The 24,543-nt window shown below is 41.2% G+C and carries 24 protein-coding genes and 1 pseudogene; 7 read left to right on the top strand and 18 right to left on the bottom strand.

Annotated elements, in window-relative coordinates; genetic code table 11:
- Nucleotides 1-258: 258 nt before the first annotated feature.
- The gene (locus tag J7I83_RS14740; protein WP_215101958.1) at nucleotides 259-714 is read right to left on the bottom strand and encodes a hypothetical protein; all 456 of its coding nucleotides are present in this window, start codon (nucleotides 712-714) and stop codon (nucleotides 259-261) included.
- A 371-nt stretch (nucleotides 715-1,085) separates the two neighbouring features.
- On the opposite strand from J7I83_RS14740, the gene J7I83_RS14735 reads away from it, so the two are divergent.
- The 3 genes from J7I83_RS14735 (at nucleotide 1,086) to J7I83_RS14725 (ending at nucleotide 4,468) form a co-directional block, all read left to right on the top strand.
- A complete protein-coding gene (locus J7I83_RS14735; protein ID WP_215101957.1) occupies nucleotides 1,086-2,615 on the top strand; it encodes an FAD-dependent monooxygenase in 1,530 nt (509 codons plus the stop codon).
- 291 nt (nucleotides 2,616-2,906) lie between these two features.
- A complete protein-coding gene (locus J7I83_RS14730) occupies nucleotides 2,907-3,281 on the top strand; it encodes a Na-translocating system protein MpsC family protein (RefSeq protein WP_215101956.1) in 375 nt (124 codons plus the stop codon).
- 164 nt (nucleotides 3,282-3,445) lie between these two features.
- Nucleotides 3,446-4,468 carry a sodium-dependent bicarbonate transport family permease gene (locus J7I83_RS14725; RefSeq protein WP_215101955.1) on the top strand — a complete coding sequence of 341 codons (1,023 nt, stop codon included), beginning with the start codon at nucleotides 3,446-3,448 and terminating at the stop codon, nucleotides 4,466-4,468.
- Nucleotides 4,469-5,209: 741 nt separating this feature from the next.
- On the opposite strand, the gene J7I83_RS14720 is transcribed toward J7I83_RS14725, so the two are convergent.
- The 5 genes and pseudogenes from J7I83_RS14720 to J7I83_RS14705 all read right to left on the bottom strand — a co-directional run bounded on the left by J7I83_RS14720 (nucleotide 5,210) and on the right by J7I83_RS14705 (nucleotide 9,582).
- Complete coding sequence (locus J7I83_RS14720; protein WP_215101954.1) at nucleotides 5,210-6,556, bottom strand: PQQ-dependent sugar dehydrogenase; 1,347 nt, start codon at nucleotides 6,554-6,556, stop codon at nucleotides 5,210-5,212.
- Between the two features lie 248 nt (nucleotides 6,557-6,804).
- Nucleotides 6,805-6,967, bottom strand: a pseudogene (locus J7I83_RS17890) (ABC transporter permease); the annotation flags it as partial.
- A gap of 498 nt (nucleotides 6,968-7,465) precedes the next feature.
- Nucleotides 7,466-7,774 carry a hypothetical protein gene (locus tag J7I83_RS14715; RefSeq protein WP_215101953.1) on the bottom strand — a complete coding sequence of 103 codons (309 nt, stop codon included), beginning with the start codon at nucleotides 7,772-7,774 and terminating at the stop codon, nucleotides 7,466-7,468.
- A 14-nt stretch (nucleotides 7,775-7,788) separates the two neighbouring features.
- A complete protein-coding gene (locus tag J7I83_RS14710) occupies nucleotides 7,789-8,028 on the bottom strand; it encodes an SHOCT domain-containing protein (protein ID WP_215101951.1) in 240 nt (79 codons plus the stop codon).
- Nucleotides 8,029-8,988: 960 nt separating this feature from the next.
- Entirely contained in the window at nucleotides 8,989-9,582 is a 594-nt protein-coding gene (locus J7I83_RS14705) for a DUF4230 domain-containing protein (protein WP_215101949.1), read from the bottom strand.
- Nucleotides 9,583-10,063: 481 nt separating this feature from the next.
- Here J7I83_RS14705 and J7I83_RS14700 point away from each other — a divergent pair, with 481 nt between their 5' ends.
- From J7I83_RS14700 to J7I83_RS14685, 4 genes are all read left to right on the top strand, one after another.
- Entirely contained in the window at nucleotides 10,064-10,582 is a 519-nt protein-coding gene (locus tag J7I83_RS14700) for a GTPase (RefSeq protein WP_215101947.1), read from the top strand.
- Nucleotides 10,583-10,709: 127 nt separating this feature from the next.
- Nucleotides 10,710-12,242, top strand: a complete 1,533-nt coding sequence (istA, locus tag J7I83_RS14695) for an IS21 family transposase (RefSeq protein ID WP_215101945.1) — start codon at nucleotides 10,710-10,712, stop codon at nucleotides 12,240-12,242.
- A complete protein-coding gene (istB, locus tag J7I83_RS14690; RefSeq protein WP_215101943.1) occupies nucleotides 12,239-13,012 on the top strand; it encodes an IS21-like element helper ATPase IstB in 774 nt (257 codons plus the stop codon). Before istA ends, istB begins: the two co-directional genes overlap by 4 nt.
- A 24-nt stretch (nucleotides 13,013-13,036) precedes the next feature.
- Nucleotides 13,037-13,561, top strand: coding sequence for a YcjF family protein (locus J7I83_RS14685; RefSeq protein ID WP_215101941.1), 525 nt, complete (start codon nucleotides 13,037-13,039; stop codon nucleotides 13,559-13,561).
- Nucleotides 13,562-14,107: 546 nt separating this feature from the next.
- Here J7I83_RS14685 and J7I83_RS14680 read toward each other — a convergent pair.
- The 12 genes from J7I83_RS14680 to J7I83_RS14630 all read right to left on the bottom strand — a co-directional run bounded on the left by J7I83_RS14680 (nucleotide 14,108) and on the right by J7I83_RS14630 (nucleotide 24,390).
- Complete coding sequence (locus tag J7I83_RS14680; RefSeq protein ID WP_215101939.1) at nucleotides 14,108-14,752, bottom strand: hypothetical protein; 645 nt, start codon at nucleotides 14,750-14,752, stop codon at nucleotides 14,108-14,110.
- Nucleotides 14,753-14,912: 160 nt separating this feature from the next.
- Entirely contained in the window at nucleotides 14,913-15,086 is a 174-nt protein-coding gene (locus tag J7I83_RS14675) for a hypothetical protein (protein WP_215101937.1), read from the bottom strand.
- A gap of 141 nt (nucleotides 15,087-15,227) precedes the next feature.
- Complete coding sequence (locus J7I83_RS14670) at nucleotides 15,228-15,377, bottom strand: hypothetical protein (protein ID WP_215101934.1); 150 nt, start codon at nucleotides 15,375-15,377, stop codon at nucleotides 15,228-15,230.
- A 238-nt stretch (nucleotides 15,378-15,615) separates the two neighbouring features.
- Nucleotides 15,616-15,879, bottom strand: a complete 264-nt coding sequence (locus J7I83_RS14665) for a DUF7669 domain-containing protein (RefSeq protein ID WP_215101933.1) — start codon at nucleotides 15,877-15,879, stop codon at nucleotides 15,616-15,618.
- Between the two features lie 239 nt (nucleotides 15,880-16,118).
- Nucleotides 16,119-16,769 carry a vWA domain-containing protein gene (locus J7I83_RS14660; protein ID WP_215101931.1) on the bottom strand — a complete coding sequence of 217 codons (651 nt, stop codon included), beginning with the start codon at nucleotides 16,767-16,769 and terminating at the stop codon, nucleotides 16,119-16,121.
- An 81-nt stretch (nucleotides 16,770-16,850) separates the two neighbouring features.
- On the bottom strand, nucleotides 16,851-17,849 hold the full coding sequence (locus J7I83_RS14655; protein WP_215101929.1) for a macro domain-containing protein: 999 nt from the start codon (nucleotides 17,847-17,849) through the stop codon (nucleotides 16,851-16,853).
- A 505-nt stretch (nucleotides 17,850-18,354) separates the two neighbouring features.
- Nucleotides 18,355-18,486: a hypothetical protein gene (locus J7I83_RS18020; protein ID WP_285228707.1), complete on the bottom strand. Its 132-nt coding sequence runs from the start codon at nucleotides 18,484-18,486 to the stop codon at nucleotides 18,355-18,357.
- A gap of 363 nt (nucleotides 18,487-18,849) precedes the next feature.
- Entirely contained in the window at nucleotides 18,850-19,185 is a 336-nt protein-coding gene (locus tag J7I83_RS14650; protein ID WP_215101927.1) for a hypothetical protein, read from the bottom strand.
- A gap of 19 nt (nucleotides 19,186-19,204) precedes the next feature.
- Nucleotides 19,205-20,218: a DnaJ domain-containing protein gene (locus J7I83_RS14645; protein ID WP_215101925.1), complete on the bottom strand. Its 1,014-nt coding sequence runs from the start codon at nucleotides 20,216-20,218 to the stop codon at nucleotides 19,205-19,207.
- A gap of 34 nt (nucleotides 20,219-20,252) precedes the next feature.
- Entirely contained in the window at nucleotides 20,253-21,470 is a 1,218-nt protein-coding gene (locus J7I83_RS14640; RefSeq protein WP_215101923.1) for a competence protein CoiA family protein, read from the bottom strand.
- Nucleotides 21,471-21,907: 437 nt separating this feature from the next.
- Nucleotides 21,908-23,275 carry a M20/M25/M40 family metallo-hydrolase gene (locus J7I83_RS14635; RefSeq protein ID WP_215101921.1) on the bottom strand — a complete coding sequence of 456 codons (1,368 nt, stop codon included), beginning with the start codon at nucleotides 23,273-23,275 and terminating at the stop codon, nucleotides 21,908-21,910.
- Between the two features lie 83 nt (nucleotides 23,276-23,358).
- Entirely contained in the window at nucleotides 23,359-24,390 is a 1,032-nt protein-coding gene (locus tag J7I83_RS14630; protein ID WP_215101919.1) for a tetratricopeptide repeat protein, read from the bottom strand.
- Nucleotides 24,391-24,543: the final 153 nt, after the last annotated feature.

The following is a 24,543-nucleotide window of genomic DNA, read 5'->3' as shown; positions in this document are numbered from 1 at the left end:
CCAAAAATATTGAAGCAATTAGGTACAAATATACTTCTTTCCCTATACATCATTTCTTTGTACTGCATAGTTAATTAACCAATTAGATATGAAGGATACAATATACTTTCCTCACTCCTTCAGGCCACTTACTGAGTGCGGGCAATAAAAAACACACCTGCCAGTTTGATTCAGCAAGTGTGGAAATATAGTTAATAACCTGAAATTTGCGCGGCATAAGAGCGCTATTGAAGTTCCGCCATTCAGCTAAGCTATCCATCACTTATGAACAGTAGTAATCTCTTCCATCAACTGAACCCATTCTTCTCTCTTGAAATCATACAATTCCAGCTCTGTTTTTCTCAGAACCAGGTGGATGCTGTCGAATTTTTCGTCCGAGCGGAACCGCCACCAGCTTTTCACTGTCGACGTCTTGGTGCCTGGTTCATAATACGTCAATGTAAATTCGGGATCGATGATGTCATCTAATCGATCAATCTCTATATAATCATGTGGGAAATCAATATACAGACCAAGTGCCGCTTTATGGGGCGTAATCGATCCAATTTTATACGCCGAGTGCGCGTCCTTCTTCTCAAGCACGTCACTCCACGGAACCGGGTTGTCGCTCACGATCAGCATCCGGCCGCCCTCATCCGTTTCAATCCGGCAATTCGGCAGGCTGTTAAACACTTCTGTCATCTCGTTCAATTTTTGTTCGACCATTTTGTTCATTTTGTTATCCCATTCCTTTCAACTCATCTATCAATTGTGAATGCCGCACTTTCTGCTAAGGCCATACCGTTTATTTGTCTGTTTCACTACCTGTTATTCTATCACGTTCACCCCTTTGCTCCGGATTTAATCTTGTATTGTTTTGCCAGAAACGTTCAGAATTGTTTCTGGCACAGGGACGCCACAATTATTTTGAGCGTCGCTTGCTTGAAATGGGTCGATTAAGGATATAGTAACTGTACAAGATCTTTTCGGTTCGGTATCACCCGCTTTTTCTTATAAGCACTTTTTCTATACTCAATTTTTAGCTTTACACGATACTTGAAACCAAACTGATCAGCAGCCGTGTTACTCATTAGGAGGTCTCTAGGATGAACCCACAAATCTTAATCGTCGGAGCTGGCCCCACTGGCCTGGCTCTTGCCTATAGCCTGGCGCGTCAAGGCGTGCCGTTTCGGATCATCGATAAAAACGCAGGAACCGGCACCGCGTCACGCGCACTCGCTGTGCATGCGCGCATATTGGAGCAGTACGAGCAACTGGGCCTGGCCGAACGCAACATCAAGCGGGGGCACCCGATTTTGTCGCTGGATATCAGCGACGGCAAACGAGTGAGAGCCACAGTGAAATTCCATGAGTTAGGAAAAGGGCTGAGCCCGTTTCCGTTTATCTTGAGTTTGCCGCAAGACGAGCACGAAGAAATTCTCGAGGACGAATTAAGTAAAATAGGCGTCAGAGTCGAATGGAACACTTCGTTGCTTTCTTTTGAAGACACAGGAGTTGGCGTGAACACCGTTATGCAGCAACAAGGACAGCCAGAAGAAACAGCGGAATTTGCCTATTTATGCGGATGCGACGGGGCCGGCAGCATGGTCCGAAAAGATCTGGAACTCGACTTTCCCGGCGGCACGTATAAGCAATTATTCTTTGTCGCCGATATCGAAACCGAGCAGCCGGTAGACGATATGGAAAAGATGGACATGTACATGGATAATGACGGCTTTATGCTTTATATGAACGTCCGGAACGCCAACACCAAACGAATCCTTGGCATTGTGCCCGAGGAATTCAACGAACGCACTGATGTCGAGTACCATGACATCACCAATTACATTGAAAACAAAATCCGCGTGAGCGCGGCCAAGGTCAATTGGTTTTCGACCTACCGCGTCCATAACCGCGTCAGCGAGCGATTTGCCAAAGGGCGCATTTTCATCCTAGGCGACGCCGGCCACCTGCACAGCCCGACCGGCGGACAAGGCATGAACACTGGCATTGGGGACGCCATCAATCTTGGGTGGAAACTCGCAGCGGTGGTTCAAGGGAAAGCCGACCCTAGAATATTGAGCACGTACGAACAAGAGCGCATTGCCTTTGCGCGACGGTTGATCGCGACGACCGACAAAGCATTCCAAACCATCGTCAACCAAAAACTGCGAGGCACTTTGCTGCGGGAGTATGCCGTACCTTACGTCTTGCCGTCGGTATTCAAATTTTCCTTTCCCTCAAAAAATGCGTTTAAGATCTTGTCTCAAATTCATATCAATTACCGCAATAGCCTCTTGAGCAAAGGCAAAGCCGGCAAAGTTTACGGCGGCATGCGCTTGCCGTGGATCGAAACCGCAAACGGCGATAATTTCACGCCGCTGCGCTCCGTCGATTGGCAAATTCATATATACGGCAAAGCGCAGCCCGAGCTCATCGACTTTGCCCGCTCGCAGTCGCTCGAGATCCATGAGTTTGCCTGGGAAGCGCAGATGAAAAACGCAGGATTCAAGAAAGATGCGCTGTACTTGATCCGGCCGGATGGGCATGTGGGGCTTGCGACTGACAAGCAATGGGTGCGTGTGTTGAAAATGTATTTGGAGGCTTATGGTATAGTGGCTTTCGGAGCGGAGTGAGGTAGAACTAGTAAAGACTTTACTTAGCTTGTATTCTCTCAGGGACCCTACAAACTGTTGTTGACAGAAAACAACGGATTGGATAAGATAATTTCAAACGAATAACCGTAAAGTTAGAAATAATAGCCATATACCATGGATAACTTGAGCAGGCAGTTAATAATGACCTTATTGACTGAGTGAACAAGTCGAAAAAAGTATGGACTAAGATTGCGATAAGACGGGATATTTCTACCCTGCTGATTTAGTGGGAATAGAAATATGCCGTTTTTTGATAAGGAGAGATAGACGATGGATTATGCGAAATGGACAAAAGGCTCACTGGAAGCGGAGATCAGTAAGACATTGACCCAGTGGGAAAAGGATTACTTGGGCAGAGGGTCTGTCTCTGTAAAAACCGATATTCTGCGGGATATGCTGATCATTTCATTAAACGGCATTTTAACACCCGCCGAATACAAATTATGCGATACGAAAGAAGGCTTGTTATCGGTCAAACGCATCCGCTCCGATTTGCTGGAATCCGGCCGGGACTATTTAGGAACGGTGATCGGCGAATTAACGGGAGAACACGTCACCGGTTTCCATACCGACATCAGCACCCGCACAGGCGAACGGATCATGGTCTTCCGTTTGTCGGGCAATTTGCAAGAAAAATTAACATAAGATCTCTGGGAGACTTTCAGTACAGTATAAACTGAGCTGAAAGTAAACCGGCATGATTCAGGTCCATTGATGACTTTCATCAACGGCTACTGGGTATGCCGGTTTTTTTATGCAAAAATCCACACCTTCAGTAACTAATCGAGCTTAAAGGAGAAGTGTCCAGCATGTATGAGATTATCGTCCAAAATTTACTGTCCCCTGTTGTCCTGTTTTTCGTATTAGGTGTTTTCGCGGCTTTGGTTAAATCGGATTTAAAATTCCCTGCGGGGTTAAGTGAAGCGTTGAGCATTTATTTGTTGGTCGCCATCGGCATCAAAGGTGGAATGCAGCTTTCCCAGTATGAAATCTCCGCCGTTATCAAGCCTATATTAGGCGCTTTATTTTTAGGGGTGCTCATTCCGATTCTAATATTGATCGCCCTGCGCTTCACAAAGCTCGATTTACATAATTCGATTGGATTGGCCGCAACATATGGTTCTGTCAGCATCGTCACTTATGGTGCCGCCATCTCGTTTCTCGAAAAGAAAGGAATCGCTTATGAAGGGTTCATGAATGTCCTGGTCGTGTTAATGGAAAGCCCCGCCATTTTCGTTTCCTTGCTGTTGCTGCGGCTTGCCGAAAAGTCCGATTTCAGTCAGCAAGGGATACTGATGAACAAAAAAGAAAAGGCCCAGATTCTCGGGTTCGCCCATGGCGGTTTGTTGGATAAGGAAGTACTGCGCGACAGCTTGTTCGGAAAAAGCATCCTCCTCCTATTGGGAAGTTTACTCATCGGCTGGGTGGTCGGGCAAAACGCCGAATCTCTCATCAAACCATTATTCATCGATCTATACGGAAGCATCCTCATCCTCTTCTTATTGAATATGGGATTGATCGCAGGTGAACGCCTTCCTGAGGTCACGAAACAAGGATGGAAAATCCTATTATTCGGCCTTTGTGTCCCGATCATAGCGGGAAGTATTGGCGTGCTGGTCGGAAGCTGGGTCGGCCTGTCACTCGGCGGGGTCATGCTGATGGGTGTCTTGGCAGGAAGCGCTTCCTACATCGCAGCTCCTGCCGCCCTGCGCTCTTCTGTTCCGGGTGCGAACCCGTCAATCTATCTCGGCCTGTCCCTCGGCATCACATTTCCCTTCAACTTAATTGCAGGGATCCCGCTTTACTTTGCCTTAGCGCAATTCATCCAGTAAAAGCAAAGAAAGGCCCTGTCGCTTTCGAATATAGAAAGCATATTGCAGCACCTATTTCCTGATCCATCTTCCACAGCGGCTAGCTCGTTCCTGTGTCGTATGCGATCTTTAAGAATTATTCCTAACACAGGGGCGAAATTTAAATTCATATATACGGCAAAGCGCAGCCCGAACTCATCGACTTTGCCACTCACAGTCGCTCCAGCTCCATGAGTTTGCCTGGGAAGCTAGAATGCAAGACACAGGATTCAAGCAAGATGCGCTTGTACCCACTGTTTTCCAGCGGTTCCCAGATGGCCCCTGTGAACGGTACAATTCCCACGCAATTCATATGGATGAATAAAACGAAGAAACTACAACCACAATATTGATGGGACGAGCGTGGCAATGTATGGAGTATAAATTGTCGTGTATTGTCGGAATCTTTTAGATTTTTTTACACAGGGGCGCGATTTCATTTCATTCCAAAATCTCCTACATCAACCCACCTGCCAATGCTAAATCAGGATTAAGAAAAGAACTGTATGCGGCAATTGATATGATAATGAAGGAAATATCCGAGTCCCAAAAGAATGATTACATTGCCAGCTATTCCATGTGGCAGACAAAATTATAAATAGTTAACTTCCAAGAGAAAACACGAAAGCCGTATCCGTTAACCATTGAGGTTACTGGATACGGCTTATTCTTCATGCAATGGTAGTTAATAAACTAAATCCTTTTTGACAAAGGAGTGCGTTTTCATTCACCTGCTGCAGTAATGTTGTAAATCATACCGCCATCGGTGATTGCAATAAGCGCGCCATCCTCAGTTACAAGAATATCACGGAAACGTTCGCCTTCTTCAGTTAATAGACGTTCTTCTCCAACGATGATGTCATCTTCAATAACGACACGTGCAATATAGCTCGACACTAAACCGCCGATGAACAAGTTGTTCTCCCATTCAGGAATTGCGTCGTTATCATAGAATGCCATACCACTTGGCGCACTTGTTGGATCCCAATAATATCTTGGTTCAATAAAGCCTTGCGCCTCGTGTTCTGAAATACCATCATTGATTAATTCACCAGTGTACTCGATACCATAAGAAACAATCGGCCATCCATAGTTATTAGCTGGTTCAATAATATTCAGTTCATCCCCAGCTTGTGGACCGAATTCAACAATCCATAAGTCCCCTGTTTCAGGGTGGAAGTCCACACCTTGAATATTGCGGTGACCGTAGCTGTAAATGCCATCTAGTGCGTCTTCATCTTCGACAAATGGATTCGACTCTACTGCTTCTCCATCTTGTGTAATGTGAATGACTTTGCCTAGGTAAGCATCCAAGTCTTGTGCACGTTCGCGAATTGGATCATCTGAACGCTCACCAGTTGTTAAGAATAGGTTGCCATCCTCATCAAAGATAATACGTCCACCATAGTGCAAGTCACCATCATATGCTGGCAGTGCTTGGAAGATTACTTCAAAATCTTCAAGTGAAGCTTCATCTTCTGATAAAACACCTTTACCGACAGCAGTTACAGTACCACCTTCAATATCTTGAGAAAACGTCAAAAATACTAATCTTGATTCGTCAAAATCAGGTGCAATGGTTACATCCAACAACCCACCTTGACCTGAGTTATTTACTTCTGGTGTACCTTCGATTGGATTTGAAACAGCGCCCTCATCAAGGTTTACAATAAGAAGTTCTGCTGAATCTCTTTGCGTAACAAGTAAGCGGTTTGGTTCAAACTCTGCCATCCCCCAAGACACGCCAAGACCGTCAACAATAACTTCCACATCAAGTTCTGTTTCAGTCACAACTGCAGGTGCTCTTGTTTGTTCTGGAAATGCTGGTTCAAACTCAGTAACTTTTGGTTCAGATTCTGCACTCCCATTAGTGCCTTCTTCAGTGCCCTCTTCAGCGTCTTCAGTGCCTTCGTCAACACCTTCTTCTGTTTCAGCACTTTCTTCTGTTGTAGCATCCGAATCAGCAGGTGATTCTTCGTTTGAAGTTTCATCATTGCCACATGCTGCCAAAGCCAATACAAAGATTAGCATTGTAAGGAACATTAATTTTGACCAGGAAAATTTCGTCATCCTTTTTCCTCCCCTTTTCTAAAATATTTAACTGAATAGATGTTAAAGTTCAGTCCCCTAAAACCCAGTATCAAAAATTAGGTAAGAATTTCATATCAAAACTAAAAATATGAAACGCCTTTGAAAGTAATGTACCCGGATTTTCTGAAAATAAAACGATAACATTACTTTTTCATGACATTTACCAAATTTTTGTAATAATAGTTTATTAAAAGACAACAACCGGAGTTGCCGCCTGTTGTGATGTATTAAGCCTGTCTTTGTCTCGCATCCCCTGCACGGCGTAATGCTTCGCCGATGTTACGTACACATAGATCAGATCCTCAATGCTGCCGGCAGCCATACCCACCATCTGTGTTGCAGTGTCTGAGTCTGGGGCGCATAAGAAAGCAATGTTCCAAGAGACGGTGTTAATGCTATTTCATCATCAGATGTTCCCTGTGTCGCATACAATTCCCACACAATTTATATGGGTGAATAAAAAGAAAAAGCCACAACTGAATTGGATTTGACACAGGGAAGCGATTTTATTGAATGTGCATGAATCAGAAATCCGATTTAACGAGGAGTATCCGGAAGACTTTGAGTGGTGAGAGAACTGAAGTTTTACTTGAGTAAATCTTTCGAGAGATATGCAGTGTCGTTTGTCCTATTTCCGGCAGTCCCCAGATGTTCCCTGTGTTCCGTATAATTCCTACACAATTTATAGAAGTGCATAAAATCAAAAAGCCACACCTGCAAAGTTGATACAGCAGGTGTGACGATGTATAGAATATAAATTGTCGTGTATGGTCGGAATCTTTTAGAATTTTTTTACGCAGGGACCCGATTTTCCTAGCTTAAATTGACAAACGGAAAAATAAAAAAACGCGAGTTGGATTTATGCACCCAAATCGCGAGTTTTGATAATCAGTTTCCCATCATCTCTTTAAAGTTCTTGCTATGAGATGAACCACCAGTACCATGCATTTTTTTGTAAAGTACCCGTAATTGGCTGTTGTTTAAATCTGGATGCATTTTCTTCATGAATGGTTTCATCTGGCCGAAATTCATGTGGCCAGTACCCATCATTTCATGCATCTGTTCCATAGTCATGCCTTCATGCTGCATAGCGGTTTCTGCATTTCCTTTTGCAGATGCTGATGTCATGTACAGACCATTTCCGCCTCCTACAATCAAGACTGCTGCTAATACGCCACTAATTATCGTCTTTTTCATTACGCTCTCTCCTTTTATAAAAGCCTTTTTTTAATTTCTTCAAATTCTGCATTAGTTATTTCGCCTCTAGCTAGTCTTTTTTTGACTATTTCCATTGCGTCTGTGCCGGAGTCTTTCTGCGAACTATTAAAACCGTTGTTGTTGTTGTTCTTCATAAAGTAATAAATGGCGAAGCCGATAAGTACAACTAACCCTGCTATCAACCAACTTCCTCCTCCCATTCCCCACCCCATCCCCCACCCTGGTCCCATCATTTCTTTCTACCTCCATTCTGTTGAGTTCTTGTATATTTCTGCACTTTAAATGTACTCTCTATACATGCAGAATGTGTGGAGTCATGTTAAATTCCCAAAAGAAATGATGCCGCACTCATCAGATGTTCCCTGTGTCGCCTACAATTCCCACACAATTTATATGGATGAATAAAAAGAAAAAGCCACACCCGAATTGTTGATACAGCGGATGTGACAATGTATATATTATAAATTGGAGTGTATAGTCAGATTCGTTTAGAATTTTTTTTACACAGGGACGCGAATTCCTTCTGTTTCCAGCAGTTCCCAGATGTTCCCTGTGTCGTAAACAATTCAAACACAATTTATACGAATGAATAAAATGAAAAAGCCACACCCACAATGTTGATGAGCCGGGTGTGGCAATGTATAGGATATAAATTGTCGTGTATTGTCAAAATCGTTTAGAATTCTTTCTTTCCCAGGGGTGCGGTTTCTTTTGTATCCAACTATGAAGAAAAGCCATTTACTACAAATCCTGATATAAATAAAACTGATGAATAATGCTTTGATATACAGCCGGGTGCACCCAACATCAGACGGCCCAGCAACGAACAGGTCCCTTCAAGGGAATTAGCAGTGAAATAGTAATTAGGGTAATCCGCCGAGTGGTCGACTCAAAAGCGGATTATTTTTTTCGTTAGATGACACTATGGCAAGCGCGATGTCTGTAAAAGTTAATGCAAACACCAATGCTTCATAATACTTTCTTCTATACCCGCTCCTTTCTACCGGAGCCCCTATCTTTTCCATGGCCAAGCATTTAAAAATTTCGCAAAAAAGCTGCGAATCTCTTCGCAGCTGCACATGCCTATTCATAACTCATTTTGTCCCAAAAAATTTGGAGCTCTCTCGTTTAGACTCGTTTTACACATGAACGCGCCAAATATATTAAATCATCTCGGACATAAGGCGTTATTTTCAATAAAATTCAACGATTATTTCATTTTCTTCATCGGATTTTAAGAATGACTTTAAAACTTCCTCTGTTCTTTTATCAGCTTCCGTTAAAAATCCTTGCTCGATTTTCTCTTCTTCAAATTTCTTTTTTTCAGTATTGATGTCTTCAATAATTTTCTGGGTAGGAGGATCTAAAAAGATATTCCCTTTCACATCTTCAATCTTCAAATTTTCGAGCTCGACAACATTATCCAGAACTTTCGCTTTTGGAACTCTAACTGTAACTTGTTTGCCCACTTCGTCATAGGCCACTTCCACTTTCGAAAGATCCGACCCAGCTTTCAGATATCCCGTGTACTCTACGAGCTTTATCGTCTCTGCAAAGCGAATATCAGTCATCAGAATTTTCTTGTCATCACGATTTACCATTGCTTTACTGTACTCATACTTCAATGTCGCCAGCTCTGACACCTCCACGACTCTCTCCTGGATTAAAGACGTATTAGAACTTTGGCTAGAAGTAACTCCAAATGGTTTAAATTGAATAAAAACAACCAAACCGGCGATTACAATAAGTAACATTGAAATAATAACTCCTACTAACAGCTTTTTCATCTGAATTTGCTCCTCACTTATTATCCATTTGTTTTCCGCATTCCAGAGAGCACAATAATTCTTACACTGTTTAAAACCTTAAATAAAATCCAGAGAAATTAACGATAGTAAACTCTCTATATTTTTGTAAAAATTTTCAAAAAATTTATCTTTTGTGAAGATCATACCATAAAATAGAAATATGAAATATATGAATTTATATGTACTAAGAAATTTTTTTCAACTGTCCTTCAAATTCCAACTCCAATGAAAATACATTATTATCTTTTCACATGATCATGTTTCTCTAACTCAAGTTGAACCTTATCAAGACAAATAAAATTACTTTTCACCGTAAATCGAACTCTACTTCTATATAAGTATCCGAAATTTTTGATGGACATACCAAAGATAGATACTTGAATTTAAAACGATTTATTAATTAACTATTCGGAAAAAAATTACATTCCAGTGATATAATATAAAAAAAGGAGTGAATTAAATGGCTTCAGAATTCGAGAATTTCGATAATGTTTTTGAAGATGTCTTTAAGCAAAAAAGTGATGAAATTAATGAACAATTAACTCGCAAGTTGACAATTTCAATGGTGGGTGATGTTAACTGTGGTAAGTCTTCGACAATAAACAGACTCATGGAGGAAGACATAGTAAATGTTGGTGCTAAGCCTGGAGAAACAAAAGAAATTCGGGAGATTATTTACAGAGAGAATATTATTTTTGTTGATACTCCAGGTCTGGATGATGTTGTTAAGACTAATTCGGATATCACTTTAAAGTATTATAAAAACTCTGATGTCATTCTGTTTTTCTTAAATGCTGCTGGAACTGTTCTTTCTGAAAGTGAACTTAAAAACTTAAAAGAAATTGAAAAAGTGAATCAAGACATCATCATTGTTTTAAATAAAATTGATGCAGCTGACGAAATTCCAGAACTTATTAAATATATACAAGACCATACTGACTACAATTATCCAGTCGCTGTAACCGCTAAACTAGACTAAACAGTTTTCCACAAATAACGGTAAACAGATTTCACCAATTAAGACACAACAGTTCACCAATACCGATGCGCTTTTAATATACTTGAGAGAGTCTATTGAAAGTGAGGAATGAGGAGTGGAAAAGTTTATGATTTACAATGAAATTCATCAACTGCGCGATGTAGGATTTTCAAACAGCGCAATCGCCAAGAAGCTGAAGATATCCAGAAATCGGGTGATTGACTACGGAAATATGACGCCCGAGGGTTTTTGTGAATTCGTTCTATCGCTTCAAAACCGGAGCAAGAAATTGGATCCGTATCACAAGGAAATTGTCAGCTGGTTAAAGGAACATCCAGATCTGACGGGAGCACAAATTTTTGATTGGTTGGAAGAGCGACTGGGCGTGAATACAATCGCTGAAAATACCGTCAGGAATTACGTGAATGAGTTGCGTGAGATTTACCACATTCCCAAACAAGCAGCAGAACGAACATTCAGTGCGGTGCCGGAGCTACCTATGGGGCAACAGATTCAAGTGGATTTTGGGCAGAAGAATGTGCTGACAACTGATGGTACGATGAAGCGTTTGTACTTCATCGGATTCGTGCTGGCACATTCGAGGTTTAAGTATGTGGAGTTCCTGGACCGGCCCTTCCGGGCAAGCGATCTGATACATATGCACGAGAATGCCTTTAGCCATTTTGGAGGCATGTCACGAGAAATTGTCTACGACCAAGACCGTTTATTAATCGTCAGTGAGAATTCGGGAGATTTGATTATGACGGCCGAATTTACCAAGTACCAGCAGACGCGGAAGTTCAAAGTCTACCTTTGCCGGAAATCGGATCCGCAATCCAAAGGAAAAGTCGAACAAGTCGTCAAATATGTAAAAAACAATTTCGTTAAAAACCGCACTTTTGATAATTTAATCGATTGGCAGGATGCCTGCATGAAGTGGCTGAAACGGACCGGCAATTACAAAGTCCATCATAATATCAAAAAAAGACCCTTTGAGGTGCACGCCCTGGAAAAGCAACACCTGCAAAAGGTCTCTGGTACTTACATTTTTGAAAAAGTATTCACTTCGAGTATAACAAGAGATATTCAGCATGACAATGTCATTCGTTTCGGCTCAAACCGTTACAGTGTGCCTCGTGGCACTTATCGTAAAGGCGCGCCAAACATCGCTTATGTTCAGACGGATAACAACTATCTGTACATACGCCTTCAGGAACACGGGGAAGTTTTAGCGAAACACAAATTAGCGAAAGGAAAAGGTGAAGTCATTTCAGACCCTGCCCATCGCGAAAGGAATCAGACCAAACGAGATTTATTAATCCAACAAATTCAAGGCCAATTGGGCGATACGGAATTGAGTGCATGGTTCATTAAGCGATTGACCGAACGATATCCGCGCCATTTGATCGACCAACTGGAAGTCGTGCAATCCGTAATCGGAAACTATCCGGACTATGTCGATGAGGCGCTGGTTACGTTTAAACGACTCGAGATGACGAGTGCCAATGAATTGCGGGACATCGCTATCTCGTTAGAGTTAGAAAGCCAAAAGAAACCAAAGAAAGTTGGCACGATCAACGAGAAGTACAAAGACTTCGTGGCACCCGAACGGACCGCGGATATTTACCTCTCTGTCCTTCAAGGAGGTGGAAATCGATGAGCCATCCCTACGAAGGATTACAAGACAAATGCCGAACCTTGCGGTTGGCAGAAACGGCTAAAGAATTGCCGAATTTTCTTCGCGAAGCTGAGGCGAAGGGATGGACGTATCACGAATTTATCTATGAAGTGCTTAGCTATGAAACGCGTTGCAGAGAACGAAAAACCAGTGAAAAGCTCATGAAATGGGCAGAGTTCCCTGAATTACTGACATTTGAGCAGTTTCGCTTGGAGGAACAGACAGCCATCGGTGAAAAGCAGCTAAATGTGCTAAAGGAACTGGCATGGATTGATGACTGTTTCACTTTAATCATGATGGGGCCGACAGGCGCCGGCAAGACTCATTTATCAACTGCATTAGGTATCCACGCCATCGAGCGTGGGTATCAGGTGTCGTTCATATCGATGGAGCGTCTCATCTATGTATTGAAATCAAAAGAATATACGAGCAAGTCAAAGACCAGATATAAACGGATTGCCGCTTCTGATCTAATCATCATTGACGACGTCATGTACATGGCTTATGAGCCTCAAGAGGCTCATCTGTTTTTCCAATTCATTTACGAACTGTACGACAAAGCGGCCTTCATTCTAACTTCAAATAAAGGTCCAGGCGAATGGGGGAAATTCTTAGGCGATCAGACCTTAACAACCGCCATCTTAGACCGCCTGCTTCATCGAAGTGAGATTCTTACATTTGACGAGAAGCAAGACAGCATCCGAATGAGATACAGAAAAACGTTATTTAGCAATCAAGGTGTTGAATCTTAATTGTGAAAAACTGTTTGTTTCTACTTGACGGTTACAGTCGCTCCTATCTCATCAAGAACTGGTGAGAACATCTCATTCCTTCAAAATAAATTGATGGAGATTCTCGAAAAAAAATCCAAAGATATTTTACTGGCCACAAATTTAAAGGACAAGGCCTCAATCGCAAATCGGTGGATAATAGGCGCAGGCGCATCTTCGGCCGCGGTTGGGGCTCTTCCAATTCCAGGATCTGATTTTGTACCTCTTATCGGCATTCAAGTAGGATTAATAATAAAGTTGTCCACTCTTTACAATAAACCTGTCTCAAAAGAAAATGCTAAAGAATTAATTATCGCTACGGTCGTTGGAAACATCGGTAAAACAGTATTCCGTCAAATTGTAAAAGTAGTGCCAGGTGCTGGTTCTGTTATAGGTGCGAGTATCGCTGGAGCAACTACTGTGGCACTTGGATATGCAATTAAGTATATGCACGAAAATGATATCGAATTAAATGCAGATCAGTTAAAAGCTGTCTACGAAATGTTTTTAAATCAACAAAAGAAGGCTTAATGACTTCGGATATCTTGTAGCATAAGTAAGATTTTTATTAATCCTCTCCAATTGCAGTAGATTTAAACTGTACGTATTTTTGCTAAAATATAAAAAATGCATGAAGATGAATCCAGACCAGAAGTGGTTGGCATTCTTCATGCATTTTCTATATAGATAGTATTTTTTTGACGCAGCTAAAAGATTTACTTCTTAGCCCGGGAATAATAGTCTTTCTCACTATCCTTCTTCGACTCACCACTTGGTAATTTAGCTGGGTGCCTTCCGTATCTGCATGATAGTTGACTGCGTATTCTTCCTAAGCCCTTATCCCTTATTTTTCTATAATCTAACATGTCCATTTACCATCATGAAAGTGTCGACCACTGTGCTCGGAACGATTATGACTCCTTAGTTTTTTTCAATTTTAATGCATAAGAAATCCGTTCTATTGTTGAATAGGCGGATTTCTTATGTAGGTTTAGTGTATAGTTTGAATCGTGTTTGACACAGAGATGCGGTTTTTGAAATATAGGAACCGTCCCCCTGTCTCAACCACTCTACCTATTATGCTCCTCTCTTTTCTTTAGCTGCGCGAAAATAAAAATTTTCATACACAGAAATAACTTCTTCATTTCGTTTTTTATTAAGTATTTTTTGTACATTACTTTCTAATTCCTCTAATGAGTGTCTATCGACTGCAGCCTCGGCTTTATCTTTTATAGCCCTTACTCTATCTTGACTTTCTTGACCCTTTTCCATTAGGCTGTGATACCATTTTTCTTTATTATCCCATACATAATTAGCACCTTTTTTCACACCACGCCAAGCTGTTTTTTTTATTATTCGAGCAGCACTCCTCACTTTACTCTCCTCGTTTGTTTTGGATGCTGATTCTTTAAGCTGGCCAGAATACGCTCCCAACAATTCTTGCGTGTATTCCGCTTGTTGCTGCACTAAATTCGTTTGATAATCTAACAGTTCTGTATATTTTTCATCATACGCTTCCCAGGTCATATTGCTTTCATTTTGCTCTAAGTGATCAATTTGTTCATCTAACAAATCCATTTTTTCGATTATTTCATCAATACTATTTTGTAATTTTTCTAAACGCTCTTCCTCTGCAATACCGCTTCCTCTTTCATTGCCTTCTACATAATCACTTGTTACCTCATTCTTATTGTTTGGTATTTTCTCTTTCATAATAATCACCAATTCCCTTCACTAAAGATTATCTATATAAAACACACTCATTCACAAAACCTAAAGAGCTAGAAGAAAAAGCCTATCAAGTTAAATAGTCGTCACCCTCTACACTGCTTTATCAAGAAACGAACCTATCGTAACTTGTACATACGCTTGTGGAAGCACTTTATTCTTCCATACTTTCTGCTTTTTCACGAGCTTTCCTTGCGGTTTCAAAAGATTTTCCAGCATATTCATAATGATGTCCACCTTCATTGTTTGTTGCCTTAGCCCACTCTTTTTCAGCTTTCTTTGTAAATGTTTCTGCAACTTTCTCGTATGTTTTCTTAGTTTTAGCCATGATATGTGCCCCCCAACATATTTTTTTACTATCCACTAAACAGATTGCAGTTGATCTCTTCTAACTAATTGAAAGTCACTAATTATCAACATCCTTTTTTAAAATTTTTTTGTTCTTTTATCTTTAGAACTTCTGCCTTAATTATTTTCTGGTTTTACCAGCATCGGAACGTTTTGCACGCCATTTACCATCTTTATTTCTCGAACGATTTTCCCCAGCAGTCGGTCCAGTTGGCACAACTGGTCCACCCGTTTTATTGGGTGATTTTTTTGCATCCTTTTTTTCAGACATTTTTTTTCACATCCTCATAGGTATATTGTGTCCGTTCCTAATGAAATCCACATCTTCAGAATTGGATTATTTCTCCTGCTTTTTTCATAACTCTAATAGTTAAACAAGGAGATCTGAAACTTCAAGATTCTTTTCGTACGTTAGGAGTTATTAGAAACTTGTTTCAAGATATCCAATTAAAAGACTTGTTTTTGAGTATCTTCTTTCCATATGAATTGCCTTAAAGTAAAACAACAACTTATAAAATCAGACGATACATTCCTTTTCCAATTCTTTCGTAGTCATTAAAAACAGTAGCATGATGATTAGGTGCATTAGAGCAGCATTTGGAAGTAATATGCGTTCGGATTGTACTGTCCTTATAGCTTGTTCCATCCTCTTTCATATATTTCAGAATCTCACCTACGCTGAAATGCTTTACTTCCCGCTCCTTCGTCATACTTTTCGCAGTTGCCAAAATTTCATCACGAGCAGTTGTTCGAATCTTTTTAAGCTCTGCCAAGTTAATATCTCCTTTACTCTTTACAACTATTTGACTATTTTGTCTATTAAGTAAATAGTATCATAAAAGAGTCAAGTAAATACAATTATTTTCCAATGTATTGATATCTCTTTATAGCTTTATTCTTAAATAAAAAATCGCGATCTTCATTGAATTCAGCTAATTTCAATGAAAATCGCGATTTCTATACAATATGCAAATGTTGTTTTAAAAGCATGCTTATGCGCCTTTTAGAAACTCTATCTCTTCCCCCGCGAGTTATAATCTTTCTCAATCTCCTTCTTCCACTCACGATCAATCTTCTTCCCCTTCCGGAAAGAAGCAACCGCTTCACTCACCACTTGGTAATTGAGATGGGTGCCTTCCGCGTCTGCGTGGTAGTTGACCGCGAATTCCTCCCCGACTCCGAATTGGCGTGCGGTGGCGATCGCATCGATATTCGCGCCGAGAAACATGAATTCCCAATTGGCTGCGCTTTTCTTCTGCGCAATCATTTCATGGATTTTTTTGTAGTTGTATTCACAACTGGAGTTTTCCATGCCGTCTGTGGTAATGACAAACATCACCTTGTCTGCTTGCTGGTCTTGCAGGGTGTTTTTTTGCACATTGCTTATCTTCTGGATCGTTGAACCGATCGCATCGAGCAGCGCCGTCATGCCGCCCACTTCATAATCCGTTTCAGTCAGCGGAGAAATGCCTTCCAGCGAAATCCGGTCATGCAACAGGTCATACCCCTGATTAAACAGCACCGTCGTGACGCGGACCTCCCCGGGAAGCTTACGTTGTTTTTCAAGCAAGGCGTTAAAGCCACCGATTGTATCCTTTTCCAGTCCCGCCATCGAACCGCTTTTGTCGAGAATAAAGACCAGTTCTGTCGTTTGCGTTTTCATATCGTTTTCCTCCTCAAGTTTTCTTACCAACTTAAGGATATGATTTTCAAGAGATGAAAAGGTCGCTATGGAAGCGACATTTCAAGCACCCAAGAGCATTTGGTCAAACGCGAACAACGCCTCGTTGATTTCATGGATCTTGTAATTCTTCCGCTTAATAAAATAAATAATAATTAAATCAAATTTATGGCTGCGCGATAATTTGTACCCCGCTTTTTCAAGCAGCTCATCCGTTTCGTGAAGGTTCAGTTCCAGCGCTATAGCAAAAGCCACAATGGTCTTTTTCATAGGCGTGTACCCAGGCGAATTGCGAATCTTGGAAAACAGTTTCCGGTCGATATTCGCTTTTTTATAGGTCTCTGTGTCGGTCATGCCTTTCTCGTCGATAAAACGGAGTAGCCGTTCTGAAAAAGATTCATCCATGTCTTCAAAGAGATCTTCCAGTTCGAGATCAATTGGGGCTTCCACTCTGTTTTCTTCAAGCTGAGGATACAAGTCGAGCTTTGGCTCACTAACCCTCCGATACCGGCTGTCCTTTTTCTCCAATGCCATTACTTCATTTTCATCAATAAAGGCGGCAATCGACTGGTAGAGCTTTTCACTGATTCCAAAAGACTGCTTGTCGAATACGACCAGATAGACATGCATTTCGTGATCAATCAGAAAGGCTTCGATTTCAGAAATGGCAATCCGCAAAGCCGGTTCTTTCGGATAGCCGAAGATTCCGGTAGAGATGAGCGGAAACGAGATCGATTCACACCCGAGGCGATGGGCAAGTTCCAGGGAGTTGCGGTAACTGTTCCGCAATAGGGCTTCTTCATTATCGGCCCCACCTTCCCAGACAGGTCCAACCGTGTGGATAATGAACTCAGCATCCAGCGAAAACGCCTCCGTATACACCGCCTCACCCACAGCACAATGTCCGATGCGGTCGCATGCCTCTTGTAATGCTTGAGGTCCCGTTGCATGGAATATCACACCGCAGACACCACCTCCCATTTTCAGGCTGGAGTTCGCAGCATTAACGATTGCATCGGTTTTCATTTTGGTGATGTCATTTCGTACGATTTCCAGCGGCATATCCCTATCCCCTTTTAATTGGTTTTGGTTGTTTATGAATCCACACACTTTTGGACTGGAGAAGGACGAAAACGAGACCCAGTCCTGCCATAAAATTGAGCCACGGCGGACATATTTTAGAGCCACTTCGGACATCAGGGAACCACTCATAAGTATAAAAAAACCGCTTGAGGAAAAGTGATTTTCTCAAAGCGGTGATGCGTGCAGTATAAATTATTATGTAATCACAAAATTGTTTAGGAGCATATCTTCTCTCGGAATGCAGTCCTGTTCATTGCAAACGTGGGGAATTGAGCCAATTAGCCCCGATCTCCGCACAAGACAAATTACATCATTTAACATTTTACCAGCAGTCCCCATTTGATCCCTGTGTGCCGCTCAATTATGAATACTTACCCATTGCAATATAAATTTAATGGGAACTCTTTCTACTACTGATTTCCCCAGTTTTCTTATGCAGTGTTATTGTATATCTTGAATTGTGTTCAACACAGGGAAGCGGTTTTTACGAATGCCTGATTTCATGGCTGTCCATGCGCAATACCTTTAAGGGATTGAACTTTTTGAACATACGGTTCAACTCTTCGAACTCTCTGCTGTATACTAGGTTCGCTAAACTTTTCATTTCCAGTGTCATATAACAAAACCCTCCTTCAGATAAGTTCTTCTATTTAGCAGCATAACTTCAAATATTTATTATTCAATTCACTCTTGATGTTTAAATCTTCGAAAGTTCCCAGGAAACGGCAGATTGAAAATGCAGCAGGCAGATGGTGTGCCTGCTGACATAATAATGGATATGTTTTTTCTTATATGTACAGCTACTCTTATTTTAATTTTTCGATGGTTTAACATGGTAATAATAATGATAGACAGCAATCATTGCTGCCACAACTAAAGGAACGCGAGCTGTCTCTAAAAACCATAACAAGAATTCCCAAAACTCTATTGGCATTCTAAGTCACCTCCATTTGGTTACATTTTTATGTGTGTCATCCTGCTATTTCAAATTCATATAAGGAGAAACTTCTTTTGGATAAAATAAGCTAATTAAAAATTCGGGATACCCTTTCTCTAACCCATATCTGACCATATCATCATATGCACGGATTAATATCTTCGCTTCTTGTCGCTTTCTAAACTCTCTTATGGACTCATTTCGATTAGGCGGCTCTAACTTTGCTTCATTCTTTACTATTATTTCGTATTTCTTTATAAGTGAAGAAAATTTATTATATAAATCCTCCATAAACTTCTTTTCCTCAATATTTTCAGATTGTTTATAATATGCATATGCTCTTGGTGGTGCACCAGATAACTTAAGAAATCCGAACATTACATCATCCCCCTTCTATCTAATTCATATAATTCATCACTAGCCAATAACAACGCTTTTTCGTCTCTTCCGTCTGTGCAAGAGTATAGATAGGCGCTTCCCAAGAACCTCCAGTAAAATCGACAATTGCAGCATCCGCAATCCTATCCCGCTCCACTAGCCAAGTGCGCTGCGACTCTCTCAAGTTTACAAAGTCAGATTCTGTTAATTCCATTTTTAAAGTTTGATAAATTTCATTCAATAAATCGTCCCAAGCTTCAAACTGGATATAAGTTGCTTGTGTTATTTCGGCATCGCTACCTGTTTCCCAGACTTTTCCATAACTTTGCGACTCATCTTCCAGTTTATAAATTCGATTTAAATAGCGAACATACAGCGACGAGGAATCTGTTGTTATATGAGCTGATTGAGCATTTGCTTCCCCAACCGAATCTTCCTCTTCATCCAGTAATTCTTCAGTAATCTCAGTTCCTGTTGAGATAGCAGTGGATTTCTCACTTGCTTCCACTACTGACACTTCATATTCATCCAGCAATTCTCCGTTACTCTCAGTATTTGGAGTTATATCAACGGATTCTTCACTTGCTTCCACTGGAAAGACAATAGGATTGACTGGAATCTCAGGTTCAGAACTTTCATCTAAAGCATTTATTGCTTTTGCCAAGATACTGAAACCAATTAGCGCTCCGAACATCACCTTTCCATAGCGGACATAGTCAAAAGAGAACCTAGGATAAACTTTTTGCGATTGAGATTCATCACTTGGTTTCGATTTCTCTCTTTCTTCTCGGGGGCGTTCCTTAGTTTGCTCTTTGGCCTGCTGATGATAGGCATACTCCTGATCATAAGCTTTTCGTTTTGTCGGGCTGCTTAGTACTTCATAGGCTTCAGTTAGCTGAATAAATTGTTGCTCATTTCCACCTTGATCAGGATGCAATTCTTTAGACTGGATACGATATGCACGCTTAATCAGCTCTTCGCTCGCTGTTGGCAGTATATTCAGCAATGTATAGTAATCAATAAATTTGGCCATGATTCCCCCTCTTCCGCAGCTTTTTTTAAACTAATCAATTTCCAATGACCTCATATGTTCTATCGTTCACATAGTCTTTATTCGTTAATTTAATCTTTCCGATAGATTGCAAATCAGTAAGGGCTATACAGACATCTTTATAGATTTCATATCTGCCCGTAGCAAACTTACTTGAAGGAGCACCGCATTCATTTACCAAATACTCGCTGAATTCAGTGGCAGAAATAACTTTTACTTCTTCAATATAGTCATTTAAAATTTCTGGAATTCCATCTTCAACGAAGTTCTTTGTGCTGTTGATAAGATGCCTCACTTTTGAGTCACTAGAAGTATTCGTTTCTTCTAAGCTTGCCGGCACGTATTCTTCATCTCTTAAATACGTTTCTTCTATAAAATTATTTCTTTGCTTTTCCTCTATAAGTGGATCACTTAATTGGATAGTATTTTCCGTCAATAAAGCAGTAGACATTTTAATCTCATAAGCCTCATTTAATGCGAAAGCTCGGTATGGATGACTTAATTGCTCTGTTATAAAACGTTGCACAGTGAATATAATATTGGTATCTGTGGATTTCACGTAGTATAGGCCGCGCACCTCATAACTGCTTGGAACACTTCGATAATGGTACTTAAAAAGATTAAATAAATTATTTTTAATGTCTAGATTGCTCACGGCTTCTTCCCATTTGATGTCTTCTTCCATCTTTATAGCGATGTCTAATTCCGCTTCCCATAGATGAATGACGCGATGCTCCATGTCAACAGATTGCTCTGTTTTTTCTACAAACCATACAGGCTTTAAGTTTTTTGCTTTAAAATAATCATTTCTCTTCTTTATTTGTCGTACAAGTCCTGGATCCTTATTTGCGGTTACGTCAGTCAAGATACTAATGGCAAGTTGGGATTTTTTGTTATCAACTATGATGTCCGGATAGTATCTCCACTTTTCCTCCGCTTTTTTAACGTATCCGTATTCAACTTGCAGATTATCATTTATTTTTTCTTGCGTTTTCAATTCATCATAGATGATTTCTTTCATTACTGAATGGCTCTTTGCTTCTCTCTTTGTTTGTTTTTGATAAGTTTCGCTAGCCTCGGAAATAGAACATGAGTTACTTGGATGAAAGAAATGTTTTTCATATACATCTCCAGCTTTCAGCTTTAAAATCCCCTCGCAATATGGGCAGGTAAAAGCTCCTTTGTCTGCTGCCTTCTTTAACCTTTCTATTTCTTGCTTAACTGAATCTTTCATACTTAAGTGAGTCTGAAGATTAAACCTTCCTCCCTCATAAAACGCTTCTAACGAATGGATTCCCCCTCTAGCCTTATTTATCTAATTTTAAATACACTAATTTTATAGTATCATTAAAGTTCCATATTTTTCAATTAAAGTAATCATTATGACCAAAATAGAGTAGCAACTGATAATTTCTCTCTAATATAAAAAAGAAACCTCTCATTTGACTGAAAGGCTTCTCTTCAAGTTTAAATGTGTATTGAAAGGTAGAATTACAGAACTTTGCACTAATGAAGAAGGACAAGCTCGAGAACCACTCGTGCCATAAAATAAAACCACGACGGACAACAAATAGAACCACCTCTGCCATTTGTAGAGCCACGCTGTTTCTAATCCACTTCTCCGCAAGACTCTGTTATATGACTGATACGATCACAGGGCCGCAGTTTTTTCTAAGCTCTTAACACCTTATAATCCCTTTCCACTTTCCTGACCACCCGCCCCATAATCCTAGCCTCTTTAAATACCGCCAGTAACAATTCCACCGTCCCCAAACACCCCTCAACATCCAAATATTCATCAGAGCTATGCTCATGATAATAACCGGCTGACAAATTGACACTTTGAATGCCGTGCGAAGTCCAGATACGGGTATCACTGCTCCCTCCGGCTGTGCATTTCCAACCCGGTAGTCCGTGCTTGCTGGCCGCTTCTTCGATGAATTTACCGAATGACTCGTCACAGAATGGCTCATAACCGCCACAGGAAGTCACAATGTCACCAGTGCCTCTTCGGTCGATGACAAAAGCAGCATCAACATCGTGCAGAAAATCCGCATCGACTTCTTTTGCTCCCAGGAGACCGATTTCTTCTTCGACTGTGAAAATGCATTTCACGGTTCCATGAAAGTTCGTTGCATCCAAACGTTTCAGTGTTTCCAATAGGACGGCGACACCGGCCCGGTCATCTGCACCCAAAATGCCGCTGCTACTGGTCCAGATATTGCCGTCTTTTATGATTTCGCGCCCTTCCTCAAAACTGCACACAGTGTCCAAATGCGCGTTCAATAAAATCACCGGTCCTCTTCCTTTTCCATAAACCTTAACAGCCAGTATATTGCCCTCGCTGTCCACTTCCAATGTGTCAACATAATTCACGAGTTTGCTTCGGACCCAGTCGCGAATGTCATCCTCGTCTCCGCTTTCACCGTCGATTGACAGGCAGCTTTCAAGCTCCATCAGAAATGATCGCTTTTTCAATTCCTCTATATCCTTCTCCAGGTCTTCCGGAGAAAAGGTGCTTAATGCTTCAGCCGCATCGAGCAATTGGATTCGCGGCACTCGTATGCTGACGGAGTGATTGCGAATATGAATTTTTGGCAATCCAATGGCCGTCAGCACTTTAACAACGGTTGCCATATCCGTATCCCTGGTAAATGAAATGGCCGGGAGTTTCTTATCGTGTCCATCGCAGCAACTGGTTGTCGACAGACCCACGCGATTCAATTGGCGGATGATCCCTGCCATATAGGTGTCGAAATTTTTGATGCCGGGAATGTCCACGCCTGGACCAAACTGCAGCATCTCGGTCCTCCCTCTATAGCTGGCATCCACCGCAAGCAGCCATCGTTCTTCATCAAGTTCCCTTTCTTCAATTTTCAAGATGCCATGGCCAAATGAGTAAGCCACAAAAAGCTCATCCAGGGTTTCGAGTAGAAACGTCATATTTTCTTCCGTTTCTTTCCGGCAATCAAACCTTCCTTCTCCAATTTCCTCTACAAGAAATCCGTGGCGAATAAATAAGCGGTTCAAGTTCTGCATGTGCATCCTCTCCCTTTCTATTATTGCCTTCATTATAAAATAAGAGCTGTGACACGAATGTCACAGCTCCAGGGAGGAAGGGGTTATTCAATTTCATCATCGACTCGGTAAAAAATTATATAGGGAAATGAACCGTTATAATAATAAGCCTTTTTTTCTGTGGCTGTTTCAATGACATCTGGAATAGCACAAGCTTTTAAGGCTTGCCGAACCCTACTGACAGCTTGCCTATAAGTTGACCACGGCACATCTTGATCGGGCTTAAGATCGCCGAAGCATTCTTTTACATCATGGGTATTGGCAGGAGCGCCAGCCGAACTGCTCGTCAATAAATGCCGCAGCACGTCACTCGTCCTCTTGGTTAAGGTTTCCTCTTTGCCGTTAAAACTAACGCTTGTTTCGACGTCGCCAAAATACAGCACAATCGTATCCTCCGGATTGTCCATTGCCAACTCGTCGCAATGCAGTTTCGAACAAGTTGTTTTTCCTTGAGGCGTTTCCTGATAATAAGCATGGTTGCTTAAATAAGCATCATTGTCAGTTATGGTGTCGTATAAGCTGGAAAACTCATAGCCGGGCAATTTTTCGACTTGGTCTGCCGGAAACTTCGCAAGATTCTCCTGCGACTCTTTTGCAATGTGCAATGCGCTGTTCGTCAGATACAATTGCGCATTCACTTTTTGCCGCTCCGTCAATGCCATCCTTTTATTTAGATTGAAACGCTCGGAAAGAATGGCTTTTTGAAAATAGTTCACAGCGTTTATAAAGTTGCCGCTGCGATAGTAGATGAACCCTAATCGGTAGGCGGCAATCGGATTGTGCGGATCATAACTTAATGCCCGTTTCAAGTTCGGTATCGCCACCTGGTCAACCTTTTGGTCCGCCTTTTTAAGGTATGTGCCGTAATGCACCAAATTGAAAACAAGCCGTTCTGTGATGGAATCCAAATAGCTCTGGTCTTCCAGCTTTCTATGAACCCTTTGCTTTACTTTGAGGTGCATCGCCTTATAAAGCTCTATCTTCCGCTGATATAATAGCGATTCTTCAAGATTAGGGGTTTGCAGATATAGCTGGCGGTCCTGTTTTTCCAGTTCTACGAGAGTTTTGTCTTTCATAAACAACCTCACTAGTGTTGCATAAATAGTGACGGAATATTCAGTCACTCTGTTCCAATTATTTTTGCCAAAAAGGGAAGCACCCGAATAAAGGTAGCATTGTCCATTTGGCAAATTTATACATCTTTAATAAAAAAAACAGGGATTAAAAAC

The organism is Planococcus sp. ISL-110, from assembly GCF_018613575.1.
Lineage (GTDB): Bacteria > Bacillota > Bacilli > Bacillales_A > Planococcaceae > Planococcus.
This window is presented reverse-complemented; position numbering and strand designations above follow the sequence as displayed.

Coding starts and splice junctions, on each gene's coding strand:
- J7I83_RS14740 (WP_215101958.1), bottom strand. CDS start 714: ATGAACAAAATGGTCGAACAAAAATTGAACGAGATGACAGAAGTGTTT.
- J7I83_RS14735 (WP_215101957.1), top strand. CDS start 1,086: ATGAACCCACAAATCTTAATCGTCGGAGCTGGCCCCACTGGCCTGGCT.
- J7I83_RS14730 (WP_215101956.1), top strand. CDS start 2,907: ATGGATTATGCGAAATGGACAAAAGGCTCACTGGAAGCGGAGATCAGT.
- J7I83_RS14725 (WP_215101955.1), top strand. CDS start 3,446: ATGTATGAGATTATCGTCCAAAATTTACTGTCCCCTGTTGTCCTGTTT.
- J7I83_RS14720 (WP_215101954.1), bottom strand. CDS start 6,556: ATGACGAAATTTTCCTGGTCAAAATTAATGTTCCTTACAATGCTAATC.
- J7I83_RS14715 (WP_215101953.1), bottom strand. CDS start 7,774: ATGAAAAAGACGATAATTAGTGGCGTATTAGCAGCAGTCTTGATTGTA.
- J7I83_RS14710 (WP_215101951.1), bottom strand. CDS start 8,028: ATGATGGGACCAGGGTGGGGGATGGGGTGGGGAATGGGAGGAGGAAGT.
- J7I83_RS14705 (WP_215101949.1), bottom strand. CDS start 9,582: ATGAAAAAGCTGTTAGTAGGAGTTATTATTTCAATGTTACTTATTGTA.
- J7I83_RS14700 (WP_215101947.1), top strand. CDS start 10,064: ATGGCTTCAGAATTCGAGAATTTCGATAATGTTTTTGAAGATGTCTTT.
- istA (WP_215101945.1), top strand. CDS start 10,710: ATGATTTACAATGAAATTCATCAACTGCGCGATGTAGGATTTTCAAAC.
- istB (WP_215101943.1), top strand. CDS start 12,239: ATGAGCCATCCCTACGAAGGATTACAAGACAAATGCCGAACCTTGCGG.
- J7I83_RS14675 (WP_215101937.1), bottom strand. CDS start 15,086: ATGGCTAAAACTAAGAAAACATACGAGAAAGTTGCAGAAACATTTACA.
- J7I83_RS14670 (WP_215101934.1), bottom strand. CDS start 15,377: ATGTCTGAAAAAAAGGATGCAAAAAAATCACCCAATAAAACGGGTGGA.
- J7I83_RS14660 (WP_215101931.1), bottom strand. CDS start 16,769: ATGAAAACGCAAACGACAGAACTGGTCTTTATTCTCGACAAAAGCGGT.
- J7I83_RS14655 (WP_215101929.1), bottom strand. CDS start 17,849: ATGCCGCTGGAAATCGTACGAAATGACATCACCAAAATGAAAACCGAT.
- J7I83_RS18020 (WP_285228707.1), bottom strand. CDS start 18,486: ATGACACTGGAAATGAAAAGTTTAGCGAACCTAGTATACAGCAGAGAG.
- J7I83_RS14650 (WP_215101927.1), bottom strand. CDS start 19,185: ATGTTCGGATTTCTTAAGTTATCTGGTGCACCACCAAGAGCATATGCA.
- J7I83_RS14645 (WP_215101925.1), bottom strand. CDS start 20,218: ATGGCCAAATTTATTGATTACTATACATTGCTGAATATACTGCCAACA.
- J7I83_RS14640 (WP_215101923.1), bottom strand. CDS start 21,470: ATGAAAGATTCAGTTAAGCAAGAAATAGAAAGGTTAAAGAAGGCAGCA.
- J7I83_RS14635 (WP_215101921.1), bottom strand. CDS start 23,275: ATGCAGAACTTGAACCGCTTATTTATTCGCCACGGATTTCTTGTAGAG.
- J7I83_RS14630 (WP_215101919.1), bottom strand. CDS start 24,390: ATGAAAGACAAAACTCTCGTAGAACTGGAAAAACAGGACCGCCAGCTA.